The 17,287-nt window shown below is 63.4% G+C and carries 19 protein-coding genes; 7 read left to right on the top strand and 12 right to left on the bottom strand.

Features of this window, described 5'->3' with window-relative positions:
* The first annotated feature begins 169 nt into the window (after positions 1-169).
* The 3 genes from EN852_RS25305 (at position 170) to EN852_RS25295 (ending at position 3,203) form a co-directional block, all read left to right on the top strand.
* Entirely contained in the window at positions 170-1,267 is a 1,098-nt protein-coding gene (locus EN852_RS25305) for a peptidase C39 family protein (protein WP_127877726.1), read from the top strand.
* Positions 1,268-1,271: 4 nt separating this feature from the next.
* Positions 1,272-2,735, top strand: coding sequence for a RimK family protein (locus EN852_RS25300; RefSeq protein WP_127867243.1), 1,464 nt, complete (start codon positions 1,272-1,274; stop codon positions 2,733-2,735).
* Between the two features lie 195 nt (positions 2,736-2,930).
* On the top strand, positions 2,931-3,203 hold the full coding sequence (locus EN852_RS25295; RefSeq protein WP_127867244.1) for a DUF3303 family protein: 273 nt from the start codon (positions 2,931-2,933) through the stop codon (positions 3,201-3,203).
* A gap of 38 nt (positions 3,204-3,241) precedes the next feature.
* Here the strand turns inward: EN852_RS25295 and EN852_RS25290 are convergent, their stop codons facing one another.
* On the bottom strand, positions 3,242-3,634 hold the full coding sequence (locus EN852_RS25290; RefSeq protein ID WP_127877728.1) for a RidA family protein: 393 nt from the start codon (positions 3,632-3,634) through the stop codon (positions 3,242-3,244).
* A gap of 76 nt (positions 3,635-3,710) precedes the next feature.
* On the bottom strand, positions 3,711-4,640 hold the full coding sequence (locus tag EN852_RS25285; protein ID WP_127877730.1) for a LysR substrate-binding domain-containing protein: 930 nt from the start codon (positions 4,638-4,640) through the stop codon (positions 3,711-3,713).
* Positions 4,641-4,751: 111 nt separating this feature from the next.
* On the opposite strand from EN852_RS25285, the gene EN852_RS25280 reads away from it, so the two are divergent.
* Positions 4,752-5,642, top strand: a complete 891-nt coding sequence (locus tag EN852_RS25280; protein ID WP_127877961.1) for a fatty acid desaturase family protein — start codon at positions 4,752-4,754, stop codon at positions 5,640-5,642.
* A gap of 14 nt (positions 5,643-5,656) precedes the next feature.
* Here EN852_RS25280 and EN852_RS25275 read toward each other — a convergent pair whose 3' ends face one another.
* The 5 genes from EN852_RS25275 to EN852_RS25255 form a co-directional block, all read right to left on the bottom strand.
* Positions 5,657-7,648 carry an EAL domain-containing protein gene (locus EN852_RS25275; RefSeq protein ID WP_246694385.1) on the bottom strand — a complete coding sequence of 664 codons (1,992 nt, stop codon included), beginning with the start codon at positions 7,646-7,648 and terminating at the stop codon, positions 5,657-5,659.
* Between the two features lie 418 nt (positions 7,649-8,066).
* A complete protein-coding gene (locus EN852_RS25270) occupies positions 8,067-9,110 on the bottom strand; it encodes an AraC family transcriptional regulator (RefSeq protein ID WP_127877734.1) in 1,044 nt (347 codons plus the stop codon).
* A gap of 35 nt (positions 9,111-9,145) precedes the next feature.
* A complete protein-coding gene (locus EN852_RS25265; RefSeq protein WP_127877736.1) occupies positions 9,146-9,976 on the bottom strand; it encodes an oxidoreductase in 831 nt (276 codons plus the stop codon).
* Between the two features lie 165 nt (positions 9,977-10,141).
* Positions 10,142-10,780 carry an HD family hydrolase gene (locus tag EN852_RS25260; RefSeq protein WP_127877738.1) on the bottom strand — a complete coding sequence of 213 codons (639 nt, stop codon included), beginning with the start codon at positions 10,778-10,780 and terminating at the stop codon, positions 10,142-10,144.
* Positions 10,780-11,643: a folate-binding protein YgfZ gene (locus EN852_RS25255; protein WP_127877740.1), complete on the bottom strand. Its 864-nt coding sequence runs from the start codon at positions 11,641-11,643 to the stop codon at positions 10,780-10,782. The genes EN852_RS25260 and EN852_RS25255 overlap by 1 nt, the downstream gene beginning before the upstream one ends.
* Positions 11,644-11,728: 85 nt before the next feature.
* Between EN852_RS25255 and EN852_RS25250 the strand changes: the two genes are divergently transcribed.
* Together EN852_RS25250 and EN852_RS25245 are read left to right on the top strand one after the other, a co-directional pair.
* Complete coding sequence (locus EN852_RS25250) at positions 11,729-13,060, top strand: dihydroorotase (protein WP_127877742.1); 1,332 nt, start codon at positions 11,729-11,731, stop codon at positions 13,058-13,060.
* Between the two features lie 49 nt (positions 13,061-13,109).
* Entirely contained in the window at positions 13,110-13,334 is a 225-nt protein-coding gene (locus tag EN852_RS25245) for a hypothetical protein (RefSeq protein ID WP_095766953.1), read from the top strand.
* Between the two features lie 76 nt (positions 13,335-13,410).
* Here the strand turns inward: EN852_RS25245 and EN852_RS25240 are convergent, their stop codons facing one another.
* The 4 genes from EN852_RS25240 to EN852_RS25225 all read right to left on the bottom strand — a co-directional run bounded on the left by EN852_RS25240 (position 13,411) and on the right by EN852_RS25225 (position 15,819).
* A complete protein-coding gene (locus EN852_RS25240) occupies positions 13,411-14,202 on the bottom strand; it encodes a hypothetical protein (RefSeq protein WP_189546160.1) in 792 nt (263 codons plus the stop codon).
* A 130-nt stretch (positions 14,203-14,332) separates the two neighbouring features.
* Entirely contained in the window at positions 14,333-14,590 is a 258-nt protein-coding gene (locus EN852_RS25235) for a hypothetical protein (protein WP_040984202.1), read from the bottom strand.
* Between the two features lie 354 nt (positions 14,591-14,944).
* Entirely contained in the window at positions 14,945-15,322 is a 378-nt protein-coding gene (locus EN852_RS25230; protein WP_095816436.1) for a TIGR02301 family protein, read from the bottom strand.
* 71 nt (positions 15,323-15,393) lie between these two features.
* Entirely contained in the window at positions 15,394-15,819 is a 426-nt protein-coding gene (locus EN852_RS25225; RefSeq protein WP_127877746.1) for an NUDIX hydrolase, read from the bottom strand.
* Between the two features lie 117 nt (positions 15,820-15,936).
* Here EN852_RS25225 and EN852_RS25220 point away from each other — a divergent pair, with 117 nt between their 5' ends.
* A complete protein-coding gene (locus EN852_RS25220; RefSeq protein ID WP_127877748.1) occupies positions 15,937-16,698 on the top strand; it encodes an SOS response-associated peptidase in 762 nt (253 codons plus the stop codon).
* Positions 16,699-16,809: 111 nt separating this feature from the next.
* Here the strand turns inward: EN852_RS25220 and EN852_RS25215 are convergent, their stop codons facing one another.
* Entirely contained in the window at positions 16,810-16,965 is a 156-nt protein-coding gene (locus EN852_RS25215) for a hypothetical protein (RefSeq protein ID WP_127877750.1), read from the bottom strand.
* Between the last annotated feature and the right edge of the window lie 322 nt (positions 16,966-17,287).

The following is a 17,287-nucleotide window of genomic DNA, read 5'->3' as shown; positions in this document are numbered from 1 at the left end:
AGCAATTCTGTTCAAACGCTTGGCCCTTTGCTGCCGCGGCGGAAACTGTCACAATTCGGCCCTAATCAAGGAGCGATAGCGCTTGATGAATACTGGTGCTTCGGCCAGTATTCGCGACGCATCCACCGGGGCCGTTTCTTAAACCCAATCGAGGTTCTCCCAAGCCCGCATGCCTGCCGAAATCCGCAAGGCCCGCGCGTCAGACGTCGATGACCTCGCCGCCATCGAGAAGGCTGTTTTTCCCGGTGACCGGCTGTCCCGCCGCTCCTTCCGCCAGTTCATCGAACGCGAGACCGCCGAGATGCTGGTGGCCGAGAACGGGGCGCGCGTCGCCGGCTATGCGGTGGTGCTGTTTCGCAAGGGCAGCGGCGTGGCGCGGCTCTATTCCATCGCTGTCGGTCCCTTCTTCGGCCGCCTCGGCATCGGCCGGCTTCTTCTCGCGGCCGCCGAAGAGGCGGCCTTCGAGCACGATCGTCTGTTGCTGCGCCTCGAAGTGCGCGAGGACAATGATCGCGCCATCCGCATCTACGAGCAGGCCGGCTATCGGAAATTGGGCCGCGAGCCCGATTATTACGAGGATGGCGCGACCGCGCTGCGCTACGAAAAGACGCTGCGCGGCGACACGCCCACGGCGACCAAGGTGCCGTTCTACCAGCAGACCTGCGAGTTCACCTGCGGCCCGTGCTGCCTGATGATGGCGATGGCGAATTTCGACCCTTGCTTCGTGCCCGACCCGGTCATGGAAATCCGCCTGTGGCGCGAGGCGACCACGGTCTTCATGATGTCGGGACCGGGGGGCTGCGAGCCTTTCGGCCTGGCGGTCGCCGGCTATGAGAGCGGTCTCGCCGCCGAGATATTCGTCTCCTTCTACGGCGCGCTGTTCCTGCAGTCGGTGAGGAGCGAGGACAAGCGCCGGGTGATGGAGCTCGCCCAGGTCGATTTCCGCCGCCGCGCCGAACTCTATGGCATCCCGGTCAACTACCGTCCGTTCGGCATCGGCGACATCCGCCAGGCGCTCGCCGAGGGCAAGCTGGTGCTGGTGCTGATCAGCGGCTTCCTTATGTTCGGCAAGAAGGTGCCGCATTGGGTGCTGGCCATCGGTGACGATGGCGACCACATCCTGATCCATGACCCCTGGGTCGAGGATGAAAGGCAGGAAACGATCCTCGACGCCGCGAACATTCCGGTGCCCTACGACATTTTCATGAACATGGCGCAATTCGGCCGCGACGGTCTGCGCGCCGCCATCACTCTGGGAAAACGCTGAGACAATGACCTGGGTTATCCTGACAGGCAGGCAGAACGATCTCGACCAGGTGGCCACGCCCCACAAGATCATCACCAACCGCGACTATCTCGCGCATCCGGCGCTGTTCCGCGGCCAGCGGCCGAAGGTGATCAACCTGTCGAACAATTACGGCTATCAGAGCCGCGGCTACTATGCCTCGCTGCTGGCCGGTTCGCGCGGCCACCGGGTGATCCCGACCGTCGAGACCATGATCGACCTCTCGGAACGCAAGCTCTACGAGCACGCCCTGCCGGAACTCGAGCTGGCCTTGAACAAATGCCGCAAGGACCTCGGCGGGACTTTTCCGGCCAAGGTCGCGATCTTCTTCGGCATCGGCCCATCCAAGGTCTGGGACCGCTTCACCAGGCTTCTGTTCGACTGGTTCCGCGCGCCGGCGCTGGAGGTCCACATCAAGGACAGCGCCGAGTGGGCCTCGATCCGCAAGATCGGCTTCCTGCCTTTAGCCCGCATGACGGAGAGCGAGGAAGAGTTCTTCCTGCAATGCCTGGAGACCTACACCAGCCGCGAATGGCGCGACACCAAGGGCCGCACGCCGGCGCGCTATACGTTCGCGACGCTGGTCGACCCGCATGAGGAATTGCCGCCGTCGGAAATCTCTTCGCTGCGCTATTGGGCGAGGATCGCCGAGAAGATGGGCGTCGAGGTCGAGCCGATCACCAGGAAGGACCTAGCCAAGCTCGCGAACTACGACGCGCTGTTCATCCGCGAGACCACGTCGATCTCCAACCACACCTACCGCTTCGCGCGCCGCGCCCAGCAGGAAGGCATGCCGGTGATCGACGATCCGCTGTCGATGATCCGCTGCACCAACAAGGTCTATCTCAACGAGCTGATGACCTACAACAAGGTGCCTGTGCCGCCGACGGTGATGATCGCCGGCACCTCCGACTTCGAGGTGGCGGCGCAGACGCTTGGCTTTCCGCTGGTGCTGAAGATCCCGGATTCGTCTTTCTCGCGTGGCGTCAAGAAATGCGAGAACATGGCGGAGCTGACCAAGCTCGCGACCGAATGGCTGGAAGATTCCGATCTCCTGATCGCGCAGAAATTCATCCCGACCGAATATGACTGGCGCGTCGGCGTGCTCGGCGGCCAACCGCTGTTTGCCGTGCATTATCTGATGGCGAAGAAACACTGGCAGATCGTCAACCACAAGGCCAGCGGCAAGCCCGACCAGGGCGGCATCAAGACGTTCACGCTGAAGCAGACGCCGCCGCATGTCGTCGAGACGGCGGTCAAGGCGGCCAAGTGCATCGGCGACGGCCTCTACGGCGTCGACCTCAAGGAGACCAAGGACGGGGTCTTCGTCATAGAGGTCAACGACAATCCCAATCTCGATCATGGCTGGGAGGATTCCGGCGAGAAGGACGAGCTCTGGGTCCGGCTGACGCAGTGGTTCCTGGAACGCCTGGAGCGGCCGGAGAAGTAGGGGCGGGGGAAGGGAAACTGGGGAATTGAAGAACTGAAGAACTGAAGAATGGAGTGTCTCGCGGACCATCCGTCTTGCATTATCAGCTCCTCGTTTTCTATCCTCTCAGTTCCTCAGTTCCTCAGTTCCTCAGTTCCTCAGTTCCTCAGTTCCTCAACTCTTCAATTCCAAATCCATTCAAACCGAGGAAAAAGAATGCTGTTCTTCGTGATCGAGGATTTTCACGGCTCGGACCGCAAGGAAATCTACCGCCGTTTCCGCGACAAGGGCCGGCTGAAGCCGGATGAACTCGTGGTGCATCACAGCTGGATCGCGGGTGACATGAGCCGCTGCTTCATGCTGGTCGAAGCCGATGACGCGACGGTGCTGCAGCGCTGGGTCATAGAATGGGCGGATCTGGTCGAGTTCGAGATCGTCCCCGTGGCCAGCAGCAAGGATATGGTGGTCGCGCTGGCCGGGCATCTCTGAGCCATTCGATGGTGGCCGGCTAGCTCTTAAGGCCTCCCTCAAACGACCGCTATCGCGTCGACCTCAATGAGGTAGCCTGGTGACATGATCGCCACGCCGACGATCACATTCGCCGGCTTGTGATCTCCAAACAGCGAAACCTGCGCGGCCTCGATGATCGGAACATGTTCGTCGCGGTTGTAGTCGACGACGTAGATCGTGATCTTGCAGACCTGGTCGGGCCGGGCGCCCGCCGCGCTCAGCGCTCGGCCGAGATTGGCGAATGACAGGCGCGCTTGCGCCGCAAAATCATCGCGCCCGACGAGCTTGCCGTTTATGTCTTCAGGCTGCTGACCCGAGATGAACACCAGCTTGGATCCCGTCGCGACGACGATCTGGGTGTACATCTCCGGAACCGGCAGATCAGCCGGATTGATGAGTTCGAGCGACATCAAAGATCTCCTGCTGCTTCGTTTGACTGAAAAGCGGGGCGGGCGCGAAGGATTGGTGCTCCGTTGCCCGAATTCCCTACGTCTCGGAGGACTGGGCGCCGAGGGCTGGTGAGTTGACCGCGCGCATGCATTCCTCGACCAGCCATTCCCGGAACGCGCCCACGATATCGCGTCTTGCGCTGCGTTCGGGGATCGTCAGGCAATAGGGCTGGCGCAGTTCCAGGGATTGCGCGGCCGCCCGCACCAGCTTGCCATCCTCCAGCGCCTGGGCGCAATAGATGCCTTGCGCCAGCGCCACGCCCAGCCCTGAAATGGCGAGATCGAGCGCTGCCCGCGACGAGTTCGCGGAGAGACCGCGCTGCGCCGCGCGCCCCGGCTCGCTTCCCGCCGCCTCGAACCAGTTGCGCCAGGATGGAAAGGACGCTCCGGTCGGTCCCCAGTCGGTGTGGATCAGCGGCAGGGCGGCAAGACCGTCAGATACGGTCGCTTGGGCCAGCGTCGGCGCGCAGACCGGATAGACGGCGTCCCTGACGATCTCCTCGGTCGGATGCTCCCGGTAATGAGGACCGTAGGAGAGGCGGATGTCGATCAATTCATGATCGAAGGGCACCGGATCGTCGTCGCCTTTGAGCGATATATCGGCGGCGCCATGGGATGCGACGAAGCCGGCGAGCCGCTCGGAAAGCCAGCCCATCGCCATGGAAGGCGGCACCGAGATCACGAGCCTCGGCCGGAACGCATCGCCGCCGACATCGCGCGCAACGCTGCCGATTTCCCGGAAGGCCATGGTAAGCCTCGGCAGCATCTCCACCCCGGCCTCGGTCAGCACGGCCCGCCGGTTGATCCGGTGGAACAGTTTTCGCCCCATCTGCTCCTCGACGGTGCGGATAAGCTGACTGACGGCCGCGGCCGAGACCGACAGTTCCTCCGCCGCGGCGGCAAAGCTGCCCGTCCGCGCCGCCGCTTCGAAGGCCTGAAGTCCGCGCAGGGAGGGAAGGGCGGCCATGGCAATCCAAAAGATAAGTTCACCTTATCTATTTCGCAGAAATCCTCGTTTTTCGAAAGGTTTCTTTCTGAGTACCATGGCCGCATGAACGCAATCGACCATCACGAAACCGTGGACCATCGCCAGGTGATAGCCTCGCTGACCAATGAGGAGCGCGGCCGGCTGACCGGCAAGTCGAATGGGCCGGGCCTTGTCCAGCTTGCGCTCCATCTCGGCGCGATCATCGTCCTTGGCGCGCTGATTGCGGCCAAGGTGCCGTTCTGGCCGGCCCTGATGCTGCCGCAGGGCATCCTGATCGTCTTCCTGTTCACCCTGCTGCATGAAACCGTGCACCGGACGGCGTTCGAAACACAGTGGTTGAACGATGCGATCGCGCGCTTCTGCAGCCTGGCGATCGCGCTGCCCGCCGACTGGTTCCGCTATTTCCACTTCGCCCATCACCGCTTCACCCAGGACCCCGAGAACGATCCGGAACTCGCCTTCCCGAAGCCCGAAACGATGCGGCAATACATCGTCCATGTCTCCGGCCTGCCGGTGTGGCGGGGGCATCTTCAGACGCTCTACAACAATGCGATGGGGCGCTGCCGAGACAGCTATGTGCCGCCAAAGGGTCTGCCGAAAGTGAAGGCCGAGGCGCGGGCGATGATCGCCTTCTATGTCGTCCTGTTGGCGCTCGCGGTCTGGTTAAACGCGTCGGTGCTGCTCACTGTCTGGATCGTGCCGGCGCTGCTCGGCCAGCCGTTCCTCAGGCTCTATCTGCTGGCCGAGCACGGCCGCTGTCCCTTCGTCGCCAACATGCTGGAAAATACCCGCACGACGCTGACCAACTGGTTCGTGCGCAAGCTCGCCTGGAACATGCCTTACCATGCCGAGCATCACGCCTATCCGGGCGTGCCGTTCCACCAACTGCCGGAATTCCACCGGCTGATCGAGCGGCACCTCAAGGTGGTCGAGCCCGGCTATGTGAGCTTCCACGAGAAGTACATCGAGACGCTGCGCTGACGGGCGACGGCACATCAGCCTGACTGGCGCAGCAGCGCCTGCGAACGCAGCAGCCGGCCGATATCGGACGCCTTGCTCGGCACGCCGATCAGATAGCCTTGCGCCTCGCGGCAGCCGGCTTTGCGCAGCATGGCGAGCTGCGCCTCGGTCTCCACGCCCTCTGCCGTCACGGTGATGCCGAGCTCGGCGCCAAGCCCGATCACCGTACGCACGATCGCCGCCGTGTCGCGTCTGTCGAGGTCGTGGATGAAGGAGCGGTCGATCTTGATCTTGTCGACGGGGAAGCGGCGCAGATAGCCGAGCGAGGAATAGCCGGTGCCGAAATCGTCGAGCGCGATGCGCACGCCGAGACCGCGCAATTGGCTGAGCGTCTTCAGCACCGCGTCGCTTTCGTCCATCATCACCGTTTCGGTGATTTCGAGCTCCAGGCGGTCGGCCGCCAGGCCAGAAAAGGCGAGCGCCGAGATCACGCTGCGGGCGAAGCCGCCGCTCTTGATCTGCGCGGCCGAGACGTTGACGGCCATGCGCATCTCCGGCGGCCAATGAGCAGCCACGCTGCAAGCTCGGCGAAGCGCCCAGTCGCCGAGCTGCACGATCAGTCCGGTCTCCTCGGCGGCGGGAATGAAGTTTTCCGGCGACACCAGGCCGCGCGATGGCGAGCGCCAGCGCATCAGGGCTTCCGCGCCGACAATTTCGCCGGAGCCGATGTTGAGGATCGGCTGGAAATCGAGCTCGAACTCGCGCTTGGAAAGGGCTGCTTCGAGATCCGCTTCAAGCGCGCGTCGCTCCCGCATCAGGGCATCCATGCCTGGCTCGAAGAAGCGATAGACATTGCGTCCTTCGCTCTTGCCCCGGTAGAGCGCCATGTCGGCGTTGGTGAGCAGCGTGTCGGCATCGTGTCCGTCGCCGGGATAGAGCGCGATGCCCAGGCTCACGCCCACATGCATTTCTCGTCCCTTGTCGCGATAGGGTTTGCCGACGATCTCGACGATGCGCTTGGCGAGCTTTTCGGCGTCGGCGGCGCTCTTGATGCCGAACTGAATGATGGCGAACTCGTCGCCGCCGAAGCGGGCCACCACGTCCTTGCTGCTGCGCACGGCGTGCAGCAGTCGCTTGGCCACGCATTTCAGCAGCCAGTCTCCGGCCGGATGGCCGAATGTGTCGTTGACGGCCTTGAAGCGGTCGAGGTCGAGCGAGAGGATCGCCAGCGGCTTGGTCTTGGCCTCGCCAAGCGCCTGGTCCAGCTTTTCGCGAAACATCGAGCGGTTGGGCAGGTTGGTCAGCGTGTCGTGATGCGCAAGATGCGTCATACGCTCCTCGGCGCGCCGCTGCTCGGTGACATCATCGAAAGTCACCACCCAGCCGCCGCCCATCGGCTGGCGTACGATGAGGAACGTCCTGCCGTCGGATAGATAGCGGTAGGTCGAGTGCATCTTCCCCGCCTGCAGGCTGGCTTGGGTCTTGGCGACTTCGCTGTCGACGTCGAGCTTGGTGTAGATGCCGAGCTCCAACAGCCGTTCGAGCGCGTCGCGATGCGTCGTTCCATAAGGGAAATCCGCCGCGGTGACCTTGTAGAGTTCCAGAAAACGCTGATTGCGCACGATCATCTTGCCGTCGGCGTCATACATCAGCAGGCCTTGCGACATGTTGGCCAAAGCGGCGTCGAAGCGGCGGTGCTGCTCCTTCAACTCCTCTTCGGCGCGCCGCTGCACGGTCACGTCCTCATAGATCGACACCCAGCCGCCGGAAGCCAGCGGGCGATGCGAGATGACGATGATGCGTCCGTCCGCCAGCGTCTCCTCATAGGTCGAAGGCCCGGCGCCGTCGATGTAAGGCTTGCGAACGGCATAGAGTTCTTCGGCGCTTTGCGAGGCGACGCCGACATCGACACTGTGCTGCAGAATGTCGAAGAAGCGGATGCCAGGCTTCACCACCTTGGCGTCGAGGCGGAAGAGGTCGAGGTAGTTTCGGTTGCAGATGATCATCCGCTCATCGGCGTCGAACATGCATAGCCCATGCGACATGTTTTCGACGGCCGCAAAAAAGCGCTCGTTTTGCGCGCGAAGTTCTTCGGCTATTCGTCGGGCCGGGCCAATACCGGTCGTCCTTCGCCTGCCGGCGACCGAACCAGTCTTGACGTGTGCACCAGGCATGAGGACGCCTTCGGGCCGTGACCGAACACAATACTGTCCTGCTCGCCGGTTAATTTAGCGTTCTTTTATGGGGTTGAATTCACAACAGGAAAGCTTGCCTTTGGCCGAGCGTCATCAGGCGCTCGTCCAGGATGGTTCTCCCGCACCGCTGAAAACCGAGGCCTTCATCTTGCCGCTTTGGCGCCTGGAGATCCTGTAGACGGAGGCAGGCGGAACGTTCAACATCGTACGTGTCAGTGAGGCCGAGGCACACGCCGGTGCCGGCCGAGCATTAATGCAGGAAGCCGCCCGATCCAGACTGTCTGGAGTCGTCGAAATTGAGTTCCCGCCAGCGGTTGGGGGTCGTGCCCTCCCATTCGCGGAAGGCGCGGTAGAAGGAACTCGTGTCCTGGTAGCCCAGCAGGTAGGCGATCTCGTCGATGTCGGCTGTCGGATCCGACAGCAGCTGCCGGCCGAGTTCCTGTCGTGCGTTGATGAGAAGCTCGCGGAAGCTGGTTCCTTCCTCGGTGATGCGCCGCTGCAGCGTGCGTTCGCTCATCCCAAGCTCGCGCGCGATGTCGGAGAGCTCCGGCCTTCCGCTCGCCAGGCTTCGCTTCAACACGACCTTCACCTGCTCAGCAATCGAGCTTTGCGCGCTAAGCTCACCCAGTGCTCCGGCCAGCGCGGGCGTGAGGATCTCGAGAAGCTCTGGATTGTGGCCCGGAAAGGGACGGTCGAGATCGGCGGAACGCAGGACCAGCAAGTCGCGCGCCGCGCCGTAGCGGACCGGACATCCGAAATAGGCCCGATGCGCGCCGCTCTTGTCGTCGGGGCGCGTGAACTCGACACGAAGGGGGACAAGATGCTGCCCCGTTCCCCGCCGGCCGAGCTCGACAAGAAAGGCAAAGGCGACGTCGGTTGCGACCGCAGGCGTCGGCTCGTTGGCGTAAAGCCACTCGGAACTTATCGTGCATTCGCCGTTCTCGTCGGCGATGTGCAACTGTTCGGGCGAGCAAAGCCGCTTGAAGCGAGCAGTCCGGGCGATGCCGTCGCGATAGTTCCGCGCGTGGAAAGCGGCGAGCGTGGAAGGCGGGTGGATAGCGGTGTCGGCGACCTCGACCAGCCGGAGGCCCAGAGCCGGTTTCGCGTAGAGTTCCTCGAGAGCCCTCCACAGCGCGAAATACTGAGCGGTCGTGACGAAGGCATGCTCGTTGAGGTGGAGGGTGGCGGGAAGCCGGGCCTGGCGCAACACGGCCGACGCGGGCAGGCCCAGACGCTCCACGGCACGCCAGAACGCCCGAGGCACCTTGCATTTGTCGCCCGGAACTCCGCTCATGCTCTTTGTTCCGCCTTGCTGCCGCCCTGCGCTATTCATCTCATCTGGCTGAGGATGAGACGATCGAACATGCGGTCACCGAACCACTTTCTCACACCGATCATCATCTTCGCATATTTGCCGGCGGCGTAGCGCGTTCGTGGCCTGGCCGAGCTTATGGCGGCCGAGACGACTTCGGCAATCACGCTCGGATCGCTGCCGCGGCCATGGCCATAGCTTGCTCGGGTCGTCTTCGCCACGGCCTGCGTCACCTTCGCATAGGCGCCGCTTCCGGATCGCTTCAGAAGCCCATCCGCGACCACATCGCCGAATCCAGTCTCGATCAAACCTGGCTCGACGACCACGACCTTGATGCCGAAGGGAGCGAGTTCGAGCCGGAGGCTGTCCGACCAGCCTTCCAGCGCATGCTTGGTGGCGTGATACCAGGCGCCGAGCAAGGTGTAGATCTTGCCGCCCATCGAGGTGATGTTGACGATAGTGCCCGCCTTCCTTCTGCGCATCGATGGCAGCAGAAGCTGCGTCAGGCGTGCGGGGCCAAACACGTTCACCTCGAACTGATAGCGCGCTTCGTCGATGCCGATTTCCTCGACCGGCCCGTAAAGCCCGAAACCGGCATTGTTGACCAGGACATCGACGCCGTCGACTTCGGCGAGGATGCTGGCAACAGCCGCTTCGATATCGGCGTCCTTCGAAATGTCCATGCGCAATGCGCGCGCGCCCAATGCAGCGAGGTCTTCCATCTTCTCGATCTGGCGCGCGGCGATATAGACCTGATATCCGTCCCGGATCAGGCGCTTGGCGATTTCCTTGCCCATGCCGGACGACGCGCCGGTCACAAGGGCTGTCTTTCTCTTCCTGTCAAACATGATTGCCTCTTGATCTTGCTTGACCCGGATTTAGTGCCGGACATTTACCCGTTCACTGACAAAGCACGCCATGCCGGTGGCAGATTACGCCAATCCGGCGCTTCTGACGAAACTCGGGAGCAGGGGCGATGGCTATGTCCGGCGGCGGCCGCCGGTCGGCCTTCTTTAGCTTGCTGAACTGGCGGCAAGCGAGGACTGGCGCCTGGCTTCCAGCGTCTTGAAACGCTTGAGGAAAGCCGTTTGCGCCCAGGTCACGGATTTGGGCGCGAAGTCGAAGCGGTCGGCGGAGAAGCCGCGCGGCCGGCCGAAATACTCGGTCGCCTCCGCCGTCGAGAAGCCGGCCAACAGCGTCGCCTCGAAATAGGCGGCGATCTGGTCGGCGCGCTTGATGTCCTTGCGCAAGGCTGCGCTGAGCTCCGCCGGCAGCGAGAAACGCAGATGGATGGCGTGCTGCAGGCGTAGCTCGCAATCCTTGTAGGAGCCGCCCATCACCGATTTGAACGGCGAGATCATGTCGCCGATGACATATTCCGGCGCGTCGTGCAGCAGCGCGGCAAGCCGCGCCTCGGCCGTGGCCTGCGGTGCCAGCTCGCCATAGAGCGCCTCGACCTGCAGCGAATGCTGCGCGACCGAGAAGGCGTGCTCGCCGCTGGTCTGGCCGTTCCAGCGGGCGACACGGGCCAGACCGTGCGCAATGTCGGCAATCTCGATGTCGAGCGGTGAGGGGTCGAGCAGGTCGAGCCGCCGCCCCGAAAGCATGCGTTGCCAAGCGCGCGGCGGCGCGCCGGCCCGGTCGGCGGCCATCAGGCCTCCTCCGCAGAGGCCGCGTCCTGCGGGTAGGAAAACTTCGCCCATGCGGGAATGGCGAGCATCACCGGGATGGCGCCGGCCATGATGGCCTCGCCGGCATCAAGCGCCGCCTTGACGCGATCGATACGGGCGATGGCAAGGCCGATCTTGCCGTCGACTGAGCCGAGCGCGCCTAATGGCCGGCCGGCGACGGTGAGCTCGGTTCCCGAAGCGGGCAGGGAGCCGTCAGCCGATGCGATCAGAACCCGGCGCCGCGCGGTGCCGCGATGCTGCATGCGCGAAACCACTTCCTGGCCGATATAGCAGCCCTTCTTGAAGCCGACGCCGCCGGTTTCGTCGAGCAGCACGTCATGCGGGAAGGCGTCGCCAAGCTGGTAGTCGGAGCCGCTTTCGGCGACGCCGTTGGCGATGCGAACGGCTTTCCAGCCATCAGGATCGCTACCGTCCTTTGCCCCGCCGCCATAGCCACGCCTCACCGCCACATCGCGAAAACGCGTGTCGGCAAGCGCCGTTGAATCGGAAGATGAGGTGGTTGATTCATCGCCCCACGCGACCGTGACAACCACCTGATCCTGCTTGGCAATCTCGGCCTTTGCCCTTAGCCGGTAAAGCATGAGCCGGCGCACGAAGTCGTCGGCGATGTCGGCCCGGCAGTCGAGCCGAAAACCGTTGTCGGCGGCGCGCGAGATCAGGAAATCGAACAGGATCTTGCCCTGCGGCGCCAGCAGCGCGCCGGGTCTGGCCTCGCCGGGCTTCAGCGTATCGAGATCGGTGGTGAGGATGTTCTGCAGGAAATGCTCGGCATCGGGGCCTGACACGGTAATGAGCGCGCGGTCTTTCAACTGAGCAAAGGGCATGAGCGTAAAATCGGCCTGATCTTGCAAAACGTTCGGCCATTACGTAAGCCGGCCACACTCCCCCCGCAAGAGATTGGACCTGCCCATGGCAACCACCTTCGACCTCATCCTGACAGGCGGCACCGTGGTCAACCATGACGGGGAGGGTCGTCGCGACATCGGCGTGAAGGCCGGACGCATTGTGCGGATCGGCGATCTCGGCCAGGCCTCGGCCGGCGAAACCATCGACTGCACCGGCCTGCACATCCTGCCAGGCGTCGTCGACAGCCAGGTGCATTTCCGCGAGCCGGGGCTGGAGCACAAGGAGGACCTGGAGACGGGCTCCCGTGCGGCGGTGCTGGGCGGCGTCACCGCCGTCTTCGAGATGCCCAACACCAATCCGTTGACCACCAGCGAGGCGGCTCTCGCCGACAAGGTGCGCCGCGCCACCGGCCGCATGAATTGCGATTTCGCCTTCTGGGTCGGCGGCACGCGCGACAATGCTCGCGATGTCGGCGAACTGGAACGGCTGCCGGGAGCGGCCGGCATAAAGGTGTTCATGGGTTCGTCCACGGGCGACCTTCTGGTCGAGGACGACGAGGGCGTCGCCTCGATCCTGCGCAACACCCGCCGCCGCTCCGCCTTCCATTCGGAAGACGAATTCCGTCTGCGCGAGCGGCTCGGCGAGCGCATCGAGGGCGATCCGTCGTCGCATCCCGTCTGGCGCGACGAGATCGCGGCACTGCGCTGCACCGAGCGCCTGGTGCGCATCGCCAGGCAAACGCGCGCGCGCATCCATGTGCTGCACATCTCGACGGCCGAGGAGATCGTCTTCCTCGAACAGCACAAGGATGTCGCGACCTGTGAGGCGACGCCGCATCATCTGACGCTGACGGCGGACGACTATGCCAGGCTTGGCACGCTGCTCCAGATGAACCCGCCGGTCCGAGCCGCCCGCCATCGCGACGGCGTCTGGCATGGCATTGCGCAAGGAATCGTCGACGTGCTGGGGTCCGACCACGCGCCGCACACGCTGGCCGAGAAGGCGAAGCCCTATCCGGCCTCGCCGTCGGGCATGACCGGCGTGCAGACGCTGGTGCCGATCATGCTCGACCACGTCAATGCGGGCCGGCTCACCTTGCAGCGCTTCGTCGATCTTTCCAGCCACGGCCCGCAGCGCATTTTCGGCATGGCCAGGAAGGGCCGCATCGCCGCCGGCTACGATGCCGATTTCACGGTCGTCGATATGAAGCGGCGCGAGACCATCACCAACGCCCAGGCCGGCTCCAAGGCCGGCTGGACGCCGTATGACGGCAAGGAGGTCACCGGCTGGCCGGTCGGCACCATCCTGCGCGGCACGCGCGTGATGTGGGAGGGCGAGATCGTGACACCCGGCCAGGGCAGGGCGGTGGAGTTCTCCGAGGCGCTGGCCGTTTAGCCTGCCAACGTTGGATTTATTAAGCGCTCTGCATTATCTTGGATGCGCTATGACCGCGAATATTGCGCCGATCATTCCTGCGGAATTTCCTGAGCTCCAGGCGCTCGCCTGGAACCGCGATGTCGCGCGCCCTATTCCCGCCAAAGAAGCCTTCGCGCTTTACGAGCGCAACTGGCGCTTTGTCGATCAAAAGCGCCTTACGGCGCGTGAGAAGCTGCTGATCATGAAGTTGGCTGACGAATTCGGCCACGGTATCCTTCTGACCACTGCCTAAGCCGTCACGACAGTCCTACCAATAGGCTTGACGGAGGTCGTTTCGTTGCCCCGCCACATTGCCATACCTGGTCTGCTTAGTCCCCAGCGACAAAGAACAGCCACTGTCCGGTCGGCGTGATGCCGACGCGGTAGAAGATGTAAGCGCCGAACTGCTTCATATCGTCATAGTCGCTGGCCGTGACCAGCTTGAACAATTCGACGCGTTGCCTGGCATCGAGCTTGTCGAGCGGCAGCGCGAAGAAATACGGCCAGACATAGAGTTCCTGCGGCGTGCCCGTGTCGACATGGACATAGCCGGCCGAAAGCACCTCTTCCAGGATGGCGAGGATTTCCTGGCCGTCACTGTCGCCCGAAAGGCCCTTGAGGAAGGTGATCGGGTCGCCGTCGATGTCGCCCAGCGACAATTGCGTCATGGAATCGCCCTTGCCGATCAGCGGCCGCAGCTTCTCGATGTCGCCGGTCCGGCAGGCCTCGATGATCAGCCCATGCATGCGCTTGACGGGTTCGGGGAGCGTGTCGAGGTCGTAGACGACCGCCGGCGGAGGTTGATCAGGATCGGCGCGCGGGCTCGTGATGCCGCCATTGGCGGGCGGCGTTTCCGGCTCCGACTTGTCGGTGTCGTCGGCCGGCTGGCCGCTGCCCGTGGGTTTGCTGCCAGGGGCCTCCGGTATTGGCACGGTGCTGCCGGGCGCGGTGCTGTCGCTGTTGCCGGGCGGGGTCACCGGGGAAGGCAGGTCCTCGCGCTGGATCTCGCTCAGGGCGTAGGAAGCCGTGCTGGCGAGGCATAAAGGCAGCGCAAGGCAGGAAGCGGTGATCAGGATGTTGAGGGTCAGCCCGCGTGGCCGGCCTGACATCGAAAATCTCACCGCTTGCCTCTCCATTGTTGCCCGGCCTTGTCCGGGCGGCGCCTTGAATGGTCAAGCGCATGGGCATGATGCCCAAACGGCGTGCCCTCGTCAAAAGTCACCGTCGAAAAGTCGCTGTCAAAACAGATGACTAGTGCTTCAGCCGTTCCGGCTCGAAGGCGCCGGCTATCACCTTTTCCCGCATGCGGTCGAGCAGCGCCAGCGCCGAGGTCTCGCCATTGGCGCGCAACATCTCGCCGAAAGCCGTCTCCAGCGCCGCCTCGGCGATGATCTCCGGCTCGATGCCGGCCGACAGGCCTTCCGCCCACGCCTCGCTGTGGCTCTCAACGGCGGTCAGGCGCTTTTCCTCCCTGACCAATGCGTCGATGTCGCTGACACCATGTTCCATTGCGATGTCCACCTTACTGCAAGCGGCGATCCAATAGTGGACCTAGCTTGGGCTGTCAGTTCGTCCGCGGTCTCAATTAAGTCCTTGTAAATACGACATTTTTAGGGTCGAAATTCACATCGTCGGCGAGACTGCGCTCAATCGATGCCGAGCTTAGCCGATTAGGCCGGCTTGCGGCATCAAAACCTTCAGTTTGAGTTAATTCCGCAATCGCGCGCTAACGTTTCATTAACACTGTTGCGAAACCGCAACAGATGATTGCACCAGAGCGGGACAGGAGACAATAAGGCAGGTCACATTGGCGCCGATTGTCGCAAGAAATCTGGGCAAAACGCGCTGGCGGCCCGAGCCGCCTCAGTTGCCGTAGCGCGAAGCAATGTCGCGCGACAGCGTCTCGCCTTCCTTCATGTAGCGGGCAATGGCCGCGGTCGCCGAAGGCGTGCATTGTGTGTAGGTGCCGCTGAAGGAGCGATAGCCGCGGTTGAAGGAGGCGATGAAGCGGGCGCGCCGGTCGGGGTCCGGATTTTCCGACTCGAGCAGCTTTTCCATTTCGACCCGCCACTGGTCGCCCTTTTCGCCGCACAGGTTGCGCAGGAAATGCAGAGATCCCAGCACTTCCGCCAGCCGCATCAGGCCCGGCTCGAACGGCGCCTCGGTGGCGCGCGCCGGGGCCGGCGAGGCGGCGATGCCGACGGCGAGGCACGCGGCAAGAAGAGGGGAAGCGCGGGTCATCGGGGCCTTGCGAAGAAAGGGCAAGGCTTTGTGGCGAAACATTTTGTCGCCTGCAAGGCCATTCTGGATGCTCACGGCGTTGCTAGTTGCGCGGGGCCGAGCAATTCCTCGGCGACCGAAAACACGTCGCCGGCAAGCGGCATCCCTGCCATTTCCGCCAGCGTGTAGAATGCCGCGGTCTCGGCATCGTCGTTTGCCACGGGCTCGCCGCCGGCATAGGCGGCGCCGAACACCGTCAGCAGATAGTCGACCGCGTGATTCTCGCCGCTGCCATCGATATGGATATCGCGCAGCGGGCGATAGTCGATGGCTTCCAGTCCGGTCTCTTCACGCAACTCCCGCGCGGCGGCCTCCGCCAGCGTTTCGCCCGGCTCGACCTTGCCGCCGGGATAGGCATAGAGCCCCTTTGATGGCGCCCGCGCACGCTTGACCAGAAGCACGGTGCCGCCGCGCACGACAGCGACGGAAACGGCAGGTATGATCTTGCGCTCTTCCATGCGTTCCGATCCTTCTGCAGGCTTTTGTGGACCGATTGGGCGAATCCAGCTTTAGCCGTTGCGGCATGGCGGTTCCATCGCCACTTTGATGGCACGTCAATCGAAGAGCCCAGATCCATGTGCGGACGCTTTGCCCTGACCGCCACGCCGGAACAGACCGCGGCCTTCCTGGGCCTTGCGGAACTGGAGGAATTTCCGCCACGCTACAACATCGCGCCGACTCAGCCGGTGCTCATGGTGCTTGCCGGCCCGCAGCGCGAGCCGGGCTCAAACATGCCGGACCGCCAGGCGATGCTGGTGCGCTGGGGGCTGATCCCGGCCTGGGTCGAGGACACCAGGGAATTCCCGCTGCTGTTCAACGCCCGCTCCGAGGGCGTTCTGCAAAAGGCCTCGTTCAAGACCGCCATGCGCCACCGCCGCGCTCTTGTGCCGGCATCGGGCTTCTACGAGTGGCAGCAATCGGGTTCGGCCAAGGGGCAGCCCTACTGGATTCGCCCGCGACGCGGCGGCGTGGTCGCCTTCGCCGGCCTGATCGAGACCTACTCCGAGCCTGGCGGTTCCGAGATGGACACCGGCGCGATCATCACGACTGAGGCCAATGCCGGCATTGCCCATATCCACGATCGCATGCCGGTGGCCATCGAGGAGCGCGACTTCGCCCGCTGGCTCGATTGCCGCACGCAGGAGCCGCGCCACGTGCTCGATCTGCTGAAGCCCGCCGAGCCGGATTTCTTCGAGGCGATACCGGTTTCCGACCTTGTCAACAAGGTCGCCAACACCGGGCCGGAGATCCAGGAGCGCGGCATCGTTTCGCCGCAAGCCGAAAAGCCCAGGCGCCAGAAGCCTGGCGCGGACGAAAACCAGATGAGCTTGTTCTAGCGAAGGCTGCTTGCCCGAAAGGCTGCTTTGGGGCCTTCATCTCCAGGGCGCTCTTTTGGCGCCCTCGTCGCCGGCGTCCCCGTCGTCGGGGACCATGCCGGTCGTGCCTTTTCAGGCAGCGCGCGGCGAAACGATCTTCTGCGTCGGCTTCTTCTTCTTCGCGGTGTGGAGAAGGGCGGCGACGATGGCCGCCGGGCCGATCGCGCGGTAGTGGCTGGCCAGTGCGGGCTGCGTTTGTCGGTTCTGTTCCTGCTTGTTGCGAGCCATGTTTCTCTTCCCTGGTAACGGTTTCGTGTTCAGCGTTTGGCGGCCGATTCCGTCCAAATCGTGACATCTGGCGGTCTAGCCAGCGAATGTTTCATCACTGTGCCGACATGTTTAATGAAATGTTTCGCCGCGTCTTTACCGGTGATCCAACGACATCTTTCCTAAGCCGAGCGACTTGACGGCAACACCCGCCGGCGCGATAAAGCCGCGCATGAAAACGTCTTTCGCCATTTGTGGCATTTGCATTATTGGCTAGCCTCGCGCTGGTCCGGACGTTTTCGCCTCATCTTTCCCCAGATCGGAAAAAACGCCCCGGCCAGCA

This window comes from Mesorhizobium sp. M2E.F.Ca.ET.209.01.1.1, assembly GCF_004010375.2.
Lineage (GTDB): Bacteria > Pseudomonadota > Alphaproteobacteria > Rhizobiales > Rhizobiaceae > Mesorhizobium.
The sequence above is the reverse complement of the archived record's forward strand: the minus strand, read 5'-3'. Positions and strand labels throughout refer to the sequence as shown.